This is a genomic window from Massilia aurea, assembly GCF_024753205.1.
GTDB lineage: Bacteria > Pseudomonadota > Gammaproteobacteria > Burkholderiales > Burkholderiaceae_D > Telluria > Telluria aurea.
Genome location: NZ_JANUGZ010000004.1, coordinates 635,716 through 647,536 on the forward strand (window position 1 = coordinate 635,716; position 11,821 = coordinate 647,536).

The window sequence follows — 11,821 nt, forward strand, 5'->3', positions numbered from 1 at the left end:
GCTCAGTGAAAAGCCGGGGTCAGGTCTGACATTCGGACACGACCTCGACAGTCTTATAGTTGGAACTAGCTGGCATGGCGCCATGCTACTACTGTCAGGAAAGATTGAGACTGGCTAAAGCTGAGGCCGTGTCCGAATGTCAGACCTGACCCCAGCTTTGTTTATTTGATGAGCGTTTCGAGCGCGAAGGTCTCGGCGGGTGTTTCGCGGCGCCGCACCAGGTGGATGGCATCGCCATCGATGATCACTTCGGCTGCGCGGCCACGCGTGTTGTAGTTCGACGCCATCGTCATGCCGTAGGCGCCGGCCGTCATCATGGCCAGCAGGTCGCCCGGTTCCAGTGCCAGCTCGCGCTCGCGCGCCAGCCAGTCACCGGATTCGCAAATCGGTCCCACGACATCCCACATCAGTGCTTCGCTCTCGCGCTGCGTCACTGTCTGCAGGCCCATCCAGGCCCCGTACAGCGTCGGACGCATCATGTCGTTCATCGCGGCGTCGACGATGCAGAAGTTCTTTTCGGCGCCCGGTTTGAGGTATTCCACGCGCGTGAGCAGCACGCCAGCTTCGGCAACGATCGAGCGGCCCGGCTCGAAGATCACCTTGAGCGGCTGGCCGTCGTACTTTGCTGAGCGCCAGGCGTCGATGCGCGCGAACAGGCGGGCAAGGTAATCGCCCACCGGCACTGGCGGCGCGTCGCCGGCCACGCCGTAGTCGACACCAATGCCGCCGCCGATGTCCAGATGGTGCAGGTGGATGCCTTCGGCGTGCAGCGTGTCGATCAGGTCGATCAGCTTGTCGAGGGCCTCGAGCAGCGGCGCGTCGTCCAGCAGCTGTGAGCCGATATGGCAGTCGATGCCGACCACGTCCAGGTGCGGCAGTGCGGCGGCTGCGCGGTAGGTGTCGAGCGCTTCGTCGAAGGCGACGCCGAATTTATTGGCCTTCAGGCCGGTGGCGATGTACGGGTGGGTCTTGGCGTCCACGTTCGGGTTCACGCGCAGCGAGACCGGTGCGCGCATGCCGAGTTTGCCGGCCACGGCGTTCAGGCGGTGCAGTTCGGGGATCGATTCCACGTTGAAGCACAGGATGCCTTTTTCCAGTGCCAGCGTCATCTCGGCCTCGGTCTTGCCCACGCCCGAGAAAATGGTCTTGCCAGGGTCGCCGCCGGCAGCGATCACGCGCAGCAGTTCGCCGCCCGAGACGATGTCGAAGCCCGCACCCTGGCGCGCCAGGAGGTCGAGCACGGCGAGGTTCGAGTTGGCCTTCATTGCATAGCAGACCAGCGCGTCGCGGCCGGCGCAGGCATCCTGGTAGGCGTTGAAGTTCTCGAGCAGCGTGGCCTTGGAATAGACGTAGGTCGGCGTGCCGAATTCGTCGGCGATGGCGGACAGGGAAGCGCCTTCGGCGTGCAGCACGCCGTCCTGGTACAAGAAGTGGGGCATAAGGTAAAAGCGAAGGTGGAAGCGGACGGTTAGCGGTATGGCGCCGGGGTGGACGCGTTGTTCGACGGGACGGGCTGGGCTGGCTGGTCGACGACGACCGGCGCGGGCCTGGCGGGTGGGTTGGGCATGTACAGCGGGCCGGTCTGGCCGCAGCCGGCGAGGGCCGAGGCGAGCAGCGCAGCGCCGAAAGGAAGCGCGAGGGAGGACTTCACGATTAGAATCAAGGTTTGATTAGCAGATTTGGAGTGTAGCATGACCGAAACCGAATTTTTGGACCTGGCCGACCTGACCCTGAAACGGATCGAAACGGCCTTTGACCGCCTGAACGACGAGGACATCGTCGACGTCGAGTGCAAGCGCAGCGGCAACGTGCTCGAAATCGAGTTCATCGACAACGGCACCAAGATCATCATCAACAGCCAGGCCCCGCTGCAAGAGATGTGGCTGGCCGCGCGCTCGGGTGGCTACCACTACAAGCGCGTGGGTGACGAGTGGCGCAACACGCGCGACGACAGCGAGTTCTTTGCGGCGCTCGGGCGCTATGCGAGCGAGCAGGGCGGGGCGCCAGTCAACCTGGTGTAACGGGGTCTCGCAATAAAAACAAAGGCGGCCATTGGCCGCCTTTGTCGTTTCATGCCCGGGTGATCAGAACAACTCGTTCCTCACCGCGTCACGTTCCTGCTGTTGCTGCGCCGGCGGCGGCTGGCCGACGTCGAGCGCTTCGACGCCGCTGCCCGGCGGCGTCTCGGCGTAATAGTACTCGGACCCGTACTGCACCAGGCCGGCCGGCACCTCGCGTTCGACCATCGGCTGATCCTTCAGCGCCTTTTGCATGTAGCCGATCCAGATCGGCAGGGCCAGGCCGCCACCGGTCTCGCGCGCGCCCAGGTTGCGCGGCTTGTCGTAGCCCATCCAGGCAATGCCCACCAGCTTTGGCTGGTAGCCGGCGAACCAGGCGTCGATCGAGTCGTTGGTGGTGCCGGTCTTGCCGGCCAGGTCGGTGCGCTTCAGGGCCATCGCCTTGTTCGCGGTGCCGTGGCGGACCACGTCCTTGAGCATGCTGTCCATCAGGAAGGCATTGCGCGCATCGATCACGCGGTTCGCTTCGTCGCCCGCGCGCGCCGGCCGCGCTTCGGACAGCACCTTGCCGTCGCTGTCGGTGACCTTCGAGATCAGGTACGGGCTGACGCGGTAGCCGCCGTTGGCGAACACCGCGTAGGCGCCGGCCATCTGCAACGGATTGGTCGCGCCTGCGCCCAGTGCCAGCGTCAGGTAGGCCGGATTGCGTTCCGGCTCGAAGCCGAAGCGGGCCGCGTATTCCTGGCCATAGCGCGCACCGATCTTGTTCAGGATGCGGATCGAGATCATGTTCTTCGACTGCATCAGACCGCGCCGCATCGTCATCGGACCGTCGTACTTGCTGTCGTAGTTCTTCGGTTCCCACGCCTGGCCGCCCGTTTGGCCGGCATCGAAACTGATCGGCGCATCGTTGATGATGGTGGCTGGCGACAGGCCGCGCTCGAGCGAGGCCGAATAGATGAACGGCTTGAATGACGAACCGGGCTGGCGCCAGGCTTGCGTCACGTGGTTGAACTTGTTGCGGTTGAAGTCGAAGCCGCCCACCAGCGCGCGGATCGCGCCGTCTTCGGTATTGGCCGCCACGAAGGCCGATTCCACTTCGGGCATCTGCGTGATCAGCCACTTCGATTCGTCGTCCTGCATCACGCGGACCACGGCGCCGCGGCGCACGCGCCGGTTCGGCGCCGCCTTGTCCGACAACCAGGCTTTGGCAAACGCCAGGCCCGGGCCCGACAGCGTGATCGTCTCGCCCGAGGCGATCGCTGCCTGGACCTGCGTGCTCGACGCCTGCAGCACGACGGCGGCGATGATGTTGTCGCTGTCCGGATGCTCGGCCAGCTCGGCTTCGATCGCTTCGTCGGCGGCCGCTTTACCCGATGGCAGGTCGATGAACGATTCCGGGCCACGATAGGCGCGGCGGCGTTCATAGTCCATCACACCACGGCGCAGCGCCAGGTAAGCAGCGTCCTGGTCAGCCTTGGTGATGGTGGTAAACACGTTCAGGCCGCGCGTGTAGGTGTCTTCCTTGAACTGCTCATACACCAGCTGGCGCGCCATTTCGGCCACGTACTCGGCGTGCACGCCGAAGGCGGCGCTGTCGGTCTTGATCTTGAGTGGCTCGACCTTGGCCTGGGCGAACTGGGCGTCGCTGATATAGCCCAGCTGGTGCATGCGCACCAGGATGTATTGCTGGCGCGTCTTGGCGCGTGTCGGATTGACCACGGGGTTGTAGGCCGACGGCGCTTTCGGCAGGCCGGCCAGCATGGCCGCTTCGGCCACGGTGATGTCGCGCAGGTCCTTGCCGAAATAGATCTGGGCCGCCGACTGGAAGCCAAAGGCGCGCTGGCCCAGGTAGATCTGGTTCATGTACAGCTCGAGAATCTGGTCCTTGGACAGGTTCTTCTCGATCTTCCAGGCCAGCATCGCTTCATATGCCTTGCGTTTGAAGGTCTGTTCCGACGACAGGAAGAAGTTGCGCGCCACCTGCTGGGTGATGGTCGAGGCGCCCTGGCGCGCGCCGCCGGTGGCGTTGCGCACAGCCGCGCGCAGGATGCCCAGGTAATCGATGCCGCTGTGTTCATAGAAGCGGTCGTCTTCGATCGACAGCACGGCCTTCTTCATGACATCGGGGATGTCCTTGAAGTGGACCAGCGTGCGGCGTTCTTCGCCGAATTCGCCGATCAGGACGTTATCGGCCGTGAAGATCCGCAGTGGCATCTTGGGCCGGTAATCGGTGATCGTGTCCAGCGCCGGCAGGTTCGGGTACGCCATGGCCAGGGCGAACACGAGCACGAGTACGCCAATCGCACCCAGACCGAACAGGCTGGCGAATGCAATGAGGATCAGGCGCTTTGGGCTGAACTTCGAGGAGGAAGAAGGTGCTGCCTGTTTCTCTTTCATGCTGACTTTCGCTTTGTTGATCCGCCTCATTATAAGACAGCAGTTTGGCACCCGATACTGGCCCGAGCTTAATCGAACTACAGAGCAATATTTAGCTGGCAACGAATCGACAAAGTGTGGTGCGCATGCCCCGCATTCTGATGTTCCCAAGTAGAAATATCTTGTCCGGCATCATCCTTTATTGCTACGATCCGAGACGGTGCTTTCACGTAAGTATCGGATTTTTATAAGAAAATAACAGGTGTTTGGTTAACGACAACGACCCTTGCAAGGGCGTCTACAGCCAGATTCTGCCCCAATCGGTGTCAAGGAGTGTTTGGTGATCAATCTGGGTTCCTTGTTTGGAAAGTCGAGTCCGCCAATGATCGGGCTCGATATCAGCACGTCCGGCGTTCGCCTGGTCGAGCTGGCCGACGCCGGCAAGGGACTCGTGCGTCTCGAGCGCTATGCGACCGAATCGCTGCCGCGCGGCGCCGTGGTCGATGGCAACATCGAAAACATGGACCAGGTGGCCGACGCCGTGCGCCGGGTCTGGAAAAAGAGTGGCACGCGCGCCAAGCACGTCGCGCTGGGCATGCCGCCCGCGGCCGTGATCACCAAGAAAATCATCCTGCCGGCCGGTTTGTCCGAAGACCAGCTCGAAGTGCAGGTCGAATCCGAAGCCAGCCAGTACATCCCGTTCGCCCTCGATGAAGTCAGCCTCGACTTCGACGTGATCGGCCCGGCGCTCAACTCGGCGGACGACATGGAAGTAATGCTGGCCGCCGCCCGCCGCGAAAAAGTCGAGGACCGCATCGCCATCGCCGAAGGCGCGGGCCTGCTGGCGACCGTGATGGACATCGAATCGTACGCCGCGCGCAGTGCGCTGGAAAACGCCGCCGGCCTGATGCAAGACCAGATCGTGGCGCTATTCCAGATCGGCGCCCAAGCCACCCACGTGTCGGTGCTGTTCAATGGGGAAGCGGTCTACGAACGCGAGCAGCCGTTCGGCGGCAATACGCTTACCCAAGACATCGTGCGCGCCTACGGCATGGCGTTCGAAGAAGCCGAAACGCGCAAGAAGGCGGGCGACCTGCCGGAAAACTACCGCGCCGACCTGCTCGCGCCATTCCTGGAAAACGCCGCGCTGGAAGTCACGCGTGCGATCCAGTTCTTCTACACGTCGACGCCGTACACGCGCATCGATCGCATCTATCTGGCCGGCGGCTGCGCGCTGCTGCCGGGCATGATGGACATCGTGGCCGGCCGCACCCGCATCGCCACCAGTCTGGCGTCGCCCTTCGACAATATGGCGTTCGGCCCCGGCGTGCGTGAACACCAGCTGCGCCAGGAAGCGCCGGCCTACCTGGTCGCCTGCGGCCTGGCGTTGCGGAGGTTCGGCTGATGATCCGCATTAACCTGTTGCCTCACCGCGAGGCAAAACGCAAGCAGAAGCAATCGGCGTTCGTGGCGCTGATGGCGCTTGGCGGCCTGGTCGGCGCCGGCATCGTGCTGCTGGTGGGCGGCTACAACGCCAGCCAGATTTCGGTCCAGAACGAGCGCAACGAAGTGCTCAAGCAGGCCAGTGCCGACCTCGACAAGAAAATCGGCGAGATCACGACGCTGAAGGAAGAAATCGCCGCGCTGCAGGCACGTCAGCAGGCGGTCGAGGACTTGCAGGGTGACCGCAACCAGCCGGTCTACCTGCTCGACGAACTGGTGCGCCAGACGCCCGACGGCGTGCACCTCAAGACCATCAAGCAGGATGGCCAGCGCGTGATCCTGAGCGGCGCCGCCCAGTCGCAGGAGCGCGTCGCCGAGCTGCTGCGCAATCTGTCGAGCCAGTCGGCGTGGCTGGAAAAGCCCGACCTGACCGAAGTGCGCGCCGCGACCGTCACCCAGAGCAAGAGCGCGCGCAAGGTCGTCGAATTCACGCTGGCCGTGTCGATCAAGCGCGCCCGCAACAGCGATGCGCTGGACGACGGTGCCACAGCCAAACCTGGCGCGTCGGGAAAATCATGAACATCGATATCAAGGCGCAGTTCGCCCAGCTCGCGGCGCAATTCGAGGACCTGCAGGGCCGCCAGCCGGGCCAGTGGCCGCTGGCGCCGCGCCTGTTGTGCGCGGCCGGCGTGGTGGCGCTGGTGGTCGGCCTGGGCTACTACTTCTACTGGAGCGACCAGTTCGCCGAGCAGGAAACACTCGCGCAGGAAGAAGTGCGGCTGCGCGGCGAGTACGAAACCAAGATGGCGCAGGCGATCAACCTGGAAGCGCTCAAGGCGCAGAAGGCGCAGGTCGACCAGTACGTGGTGCGCCTGGAGAAGCAGTTGCCGAGCAAGTCGGAAATGGCTGCACTGCTGTCGGACATCAACCAGGCCGGCGTGGGCCGCGGCCTGCAGTTCGAGCTGTTCAAGCCGGGCCAGGAAGTGGTGCGCGACTACTACGCCGAGCTGCCGATCAGTATCAAGGTGAGCGGGCAGTACCACGACATGGGCGCGTTCGCCGCTGACATGGCGAACCTGCCGCGCATCGTCACGCTCAACAACCTGTCGCTGGTGAGCGTCAAGGAAGGCAACCTCGAGATGGAAGCGATCGCCAAGACCTTCCGCTATCTCGACCAGGAAGAACTGATCGCCCAGCGCGCCGCGCGCGCGGCCGAAAAGAAGGCCGCCAAAGGCAAGGGTAAAGGCTAGTGATGATACGAGCTCACGTGATTGCGCTGCTCGCCGCCGCGGCCCTGCTGGCCGGTTGCGGCGATGGCGGCGTCGGCGAAACGCGCGCCTGGATGAAAGAGGTCGAGGGCCGCACCGTCTCGAAGGTCAAGCCGCTGCCGGAACCGAAGACGTTCCAGCCGCACGCCTACCTGCCGGGCGAAGCGCTCGACCCGTTCGACCAGACCAAGCTGCTGGGCGAACTGGCGCGCATGGCGCAGTCCAGCCCCAACGCCAACCAGCCTGACCTGAACCGCCCCAAAGAGCCGCTCGAGAACTTCCCGCTCGACACGATGCGGATGGTCGGCACGATGAAAAAAGGCGGCGTGAGCTACGCGCTGGTACAGATCGACCGGGCGCTGTACCGCGTCCGGCCCGGCCAGCGGCTGGGACAGAATTATGGCCGCGTCACCCGCGTGAGTGACGAGGCAATCGAAATCAGGGAATCGGTGCAGGACGCCACCGGCGATTGGGTGGAACGACTAGCCAACATCGAGCTGCAGCACAACCAGGAGAGCAGTAAATGACCCCCAACGTCCAGATTCGCTTCGCCATGCCGGCCTGGCTGGCGCGCGCTGCCACCGCACTCGTGCTGTTGACGTGCGCCGGCGCCGCCCTGGCCCAGGGCAATGCGATCGAATCGATCACGGCCAGCCAGCAAGGCAGCAATGTGGTCATCAATGTGACCATGCGCGATGTGCCAACCCGCGCGCCGATCGGTTTTGCCATCACCAACCCGGCGCGCATCGCGCTCGACTTCGGCGCCACCGCGAACGCCACCGGCAAGAACATGCAAGAGCTGAACCTGGGCGACGTGCGCAGCCTGAACCTGGTGCAGGCCGGCGAGCGCACCCGCATGGTGGTGAACCTGGCGCGCGCGCTGAACTACGCGACGGCCATCGACGGCAAGTCGATCATCGTGACCGTCGAAGGCACGGGCGGCGTGGCGCGCGCGGTCAACGCCAGCGGCCTGCCGGTCGCAGCACCGGCCGCACCGGTGGCTTCGGCGCTGGCGGCGCGGCCGCAACTGCGCGACCTCGACTTCAAGCGCGGTGCCAACGGGGCCGGGCGCGTCGTGGTCGACCTGCCCAACAACCAGGTCGCCGTTGACGTGCGCCAGACCGGCACTGGCGTGACGGTCGACTTCATCGGCGCGCGCCTGCCTGAATCACTGCGCCGCCGCCTGGACGTGACCGACTTCGGCACGCCTGTCACGCGCGTGGCCACCAGTGCCCAGGGGGACAACGTGCGCATGACGATCGAGGCACAGGGCGCCTGGGAGCAGTCGGTGTTCCAGAGCGACTCGCAACTGGTGGTCGAAGTGCGCCCGGTGGTGGAAGACCCAAACCGCAACAGCCCCGGCTCGAGTAACAATCCACAGGGCTACCGCGGCGAAAAACTCTCGTTCGATTTCCAGAACGTCGAAGTGCGCGCCGCGCTGCAGGCCGTGGCCGACATCTCGGGCCTGAACATCATCGCCAGCGATTCGGTGGCGGGCTTTCTGACGCTGCGCCTGAAGGACGTGCCATGGGACCAGGCGCTGGACGTGATCCTGACCGCCAAGGGCCTGGACATGCGCAAGAACGGCACCGTGCTGTGGATCGCGCCGAAGGAAGAACTGCTGACCAAGGAAAAGCTCGAACTCGAGCAGCGCGCCCAGATTGCTGAACTGGAGCCGCTGCGCTCCGAAATCTTCCAGCTCAATTACCAGAAAGCCGAATCGTTCCGTAACGTGTTCGGGCTGGACCAGGGCGGCGCCAGTACTGGCGCTGCCGGCGACACCGGCCGCAACCGCGTGCTGTCCCGGCGCGGCAGCGCGATCATCGATCCGCGCACCAACCAGCTGTTCGTGACCGATATCGCGTCGAAGATCGAAGACATCCGCAAGCTGATCCAGAAAACCGACGTCGCCTCGAAGCAGGTCCTGATCGAAGCGCGTCTGGTGGAAGCCAATGACGGCTTCTCGCGCAACCTCGGCGCCAAGCTGGGCTTTGCCGACATGCGCACGATGCGCGGCGGCGATTCTGGCTGGCAGGTCAATGGCAACGAACGCATCGCCATCGGCGGCAACCTGGTCGGCGTGGGCCAGACCACCGGCCAGGTAGTCAACAGCGCCGACAGCTTCAACAACACGACGATGGTCAACCTGCCGGCAGCCGGCATCGGCGGCATTCCAGCGTCGTCACTGGCGTTCTCGCTGTTCTCGTCGGCCGCCAACCGTTTCCTGAACCTGGAACTGTCGGCACTGGAAGCGGACGGCAAGGGCAAGATCATCTCGAGCCCGCGCGTGGTCACCGAAGACAAGCAGGTCGCGCTGATCGAGCAGGGCGTCGAGCTGCCTTACGAAAACAGCACCAGCAGCGGCGCCACCGCGATTGAATTCAAGAAGGCCAATCTGCGCCTGGAAGTCACGCCGCAGATCACGCCGGACGGCAACGTGGTGCTGGAAGTGGACGTGAGCAAGGATTCGAAGGGCGAAGACACCCGCGCGGGCTTTGCTATCAATACGCAGCACGTCAAGACCAAGGTGATGGTCGAAAACGGCGGCACCGTGGTACTGGGCGGGATTTACCAGCAGACCGAGCGCACCAACGAGAGCAAGGTGCCGTTTCTGGGCGACGTGCCGCTGCTGGGTTATCTGTTCAAGACCACCGCACGTGAAAGCAGCAAGACTGAACTGCTGGTCTTCATCACCCCGAAGATCGTGAACGACAACGTGGCCGGCGCACGCTGATTCTTGTTTCATCAACCACCGATAACAACAACGAACCGATATGAAAAACCAGACAATCACCTACAGCAGCCTGGCGCTGCTCCTGGCTGCCACCCTCAGTGCGTGCGGCGGCGGCGGCGGCAGCCCGGGCACCACCGGGGGAGCCGGCACCGGCACCGGCACCGGCACCGGCAGCACGCCGGCCGTGCCTGCGACACCGGCCACGCCCACCGTCGGCGTGAGCTTCGCCAACGGCAATTCGCTCAGTGGCGCGACGCCGCTGACGGTTCGCGCGGTAGTGCTCGATGCGAACAAGCAGCCATTGGCGAACGCGGTGGTCACGTTCACCACCGATGCGGGGCTGGGCGCGTTCACGCCGGGCGCCGGTACCGCGCTGACCGACGCCACCGGCACGGCCAGCATCACGCTGCGCGCGGCCAGCCTGGCCGCCGGCGGTGCAGGCAAGGTCACCGCCACCACGAGCGTGGCCGGGGCGGCCATCACGGGCGAGGCGAACTACTCGGTCAATGCGACGTCGCTGAAGTTCAGCGAACTCACGCTGACACCAGCGAGCATCAATGCCTATGAATCGACGATGGTCTCGGTCGGCTTGCTGGCCAATGGTGTGAAATACACCGGACAGCAAGTCAATGTCAATTTCAGTTCGGCCTGCGTCACGGCTGGCAAAGCCACGCTGGCGGCCACGGTAGCGACGAATGACGGCACGGCCAAGGCGGTCTACCGCGACCAGGGTTGCGGCAACAATGACATCATCACCGCCACGGCAGACGGCGTCGCCGCTTCCGTCAACCGCACGCTCGAGATCGCCGCACCAGGCGCCGCGTCGGTGCAGTTTGTTGAAGCGATTCCGAACGACAAATCGATCGTGATCCGGGGCCAGGGCGGCAACAACCGCACGGAGACGGCAACGCTGCGCTTCCGGGTATTCGATGTGTTCAACCGGCCGCTGACCGGCAAGCAGGTGCAGTTCAGTATCTTGCCTGCTGGCGCCGTTGATCTGAACAAGGAAACGGACATCACCGATCAGAATGGCGAAGTCATCACGACCGTCAATTCACGCACGACGCCAACCTCGTTCCGCGTTCAGGCACTGTTGCCAGGCACCGCAACGGCCAGCCGTCCGGACATCGTCACCACCTCGGATTCGATCGTCGTCACTACCGGCCTGCCAGTGCAACGTGCGTTCACGCTGGGCGTCTCCCAGGCCAACGTGGATGGCTGGGACTTCAGCAGCGGCACGACCACCCCGGCAGCGACTGTCACCGTGCTGCTGGCCGATACCTTCGGCAATCCGGTCGCAGACGGCACGCCAATCGTGTTCCAGACCAATCTGGGCGCGATCGGCACGTCGAATTCGGGCGGCTGCACCACGGTCAACGGCGGTTGCTCGGTACCGTTCCGTACTCAAAATCCCCGTGTGGCAACACCAGGTACACCGGCCACGCCATGCAATACCGGCACCGGTTCCAGCCCCGATACGACGCGCGCCGGCGTAGCCACGATCTGTGCCAGTACGACCGACGGCACCAACACCCAGTTCGCCAGCACCACGATCACGTTCAGCGATGAAACCCTGGCGCGCGCCTACGTCAATGGCAGCGCGACGCCATCGAACGGCGACCTGGGCAGCTCGAGTGCCAATGACCCGAAAGTCTTCCTGCTCCAGCTGACTGACCTGAACGGCAATCCACTGCCAGCCGATTCGACCGTCGGGATCACGGGTCTGGCCAATGCCGCACTGGTGGAAATCAGCCCGGCCAAGGTGCCAAGCATCTTTGCTGGCGCCGGTACGGGGCCGCAAGGCTCGTTGCACCGGGTTACGCTCAATGCCACTAGTGCCAAGCCATGTACTGCAGGAAGCCGGGCTACGTTCAACGTGACCGTCACCACCCCGCGTGGCGATGTCAGCTCGCTGCCATTCACGCTGAACTTCACCTGCCCGTAAAATTGGCGGAATGAGAGGCGGCCAGTCTATACTG

Annotated in this window: 10 protein-coding genes; 7 read left to right on the top strand and 3 right to left on the bottom strand. The window is 64.1% G+C overall.

Annotated elements, in window-relative coordinates:
* Positions 1–161 precede the first annotated feature (161 nt).
* Entirely contained in the window at positions 162–1,439 is a 1,278-nt protein-coding gene (lysA, locus tag NX775_RS17910) for a diaminopimelate decarboxylase (RefSeq protein WP_258837188.1), read from the bottom strand.
* Between the two features lie 29 nt (positions 1,440–1,468).
* Complete coding sequence (gene lptM / locus NX775_RS24205) at positions 1,469–1,651, bottom strand: LPS translocon maturation chaperone LptM (RefSeq protein WP_258837189.1); 183 nt, start codon at positions 1,649–1,651, stop codon at positions 1,469–1,471.
* Positions 1,652–1,691: 40 nt separating this feature from the next.
* On the opposite strand from lptM, the gene cyaY reads away from it, so the two are divergent.
* Positions 1,692–2,021, top strand: a complete 330-nt coding sequence (gene cyaY, locus NX775_RS17920) for an iron donor protein CyaY (protein ID WP_258837190.1) — start codon at positions 1,692–1,694, stop codon at positions 2,019–2,021.
* A 63-nt stretch (positions 2,022–2,084) separates the two neighbouring features.
* On the opposite strand, the gene NX775_RS17925 is transcribed toward cyaY, so the two are convergent.
* Complete coding sequence (locus NX775_RS17925; protein WP_258837191.1) at positions 2,085–4,418, bottom strand: penicillin-binding protein 1A; 2,334 nt, start codon at positions 4,416–4,418, stop codon at positions 2,085–2,087.
* A 361-nt stretch (positions 4,419–4,779) separates the two neighbouring features.
* On the opposite strand from NX775_RS17925, the gene NX775_RS17930 reads away from it, so the two are divergent.
* The 6 genes from NX775_RS17930 to NX775_RS17955 are packed head-to-tail and all read left to right on the top strand — an operon-like array spanning position 4,780 to position 11,787.
* Positions 4,780–5,802, top strand: coding sequence for a pilus assembly protein PilM (locus NX775_RS17930; RefSeq protein WP_307732293.1), 1,023 nt, complete (start codon positions 4,780–4,782; stop codon positions 5,800–5,802).
* On the top strand, positions 5,802–6,419 hold the full coding sequence (locus NX775_RS17935; RefSeq protein ID WP_258837193.1) for a PilN domain-containing protein: 618 nt from the start codon (positions 5,802–5,804) through the stop codon (positions 6,417–6,419). The genes NX775_RS17930 and NX775_RS17935 overlap by 1 nt, the downstream gene beginning before the upstream one ends.
* On the top strand, positions 6,416–7,090 hold the full coding sequence (locus tag NX775_RS17940) for a type IV pilus inner membrane component PilO (RefSeq protein WP_258837194.1): 675 nt from the start codon (positions 6,416–6,418) through the stop codon (positions 7,088–7,090). Before NX775_RS17935 ends, NX775_RS17940 begins: the two co-directional genes overlap by 4 nt.
* 17 nt (positions 7,091–7,107) lie before the next feature.
* A complete protein-coding gene (locus NX775_RS17945) occupies positions 7,108–7,635 on the top strand; it encodes a pilus assembly protein PilP (RefSeq protein WP_258837195.1) in 528 nt (175 codons plus the stop codon).
* Positions 7,632–9,842: a type IV pilus secretin PilQ gene (locus tag NX775_RS17950; protein ID WP_258837196.1), complete on the top strand. Its 2,211-nt coding sequence runs from the start codon at positions 7,632–7,634 to the stop codon at positions 9,840–9,842. The genes NX775_RS17945 and NX775_RS17950 overlap by 4 nt, the downstream gene beginning before the upstream one ends.
* A 40-nt stretch (positions 9,843–9,882) precedes the next feature.
* Entirely contained in the window at positions 9,883–11,787 is a 1,905-nt protein-coding gene (locus NX775_RS17955) for an Ig-like domain-containing protein (RefSeq protein ID WP_258837197.1), read from the top strand.
* Positions 11,788–11,821: the final 34 nt, after the last annotated feature.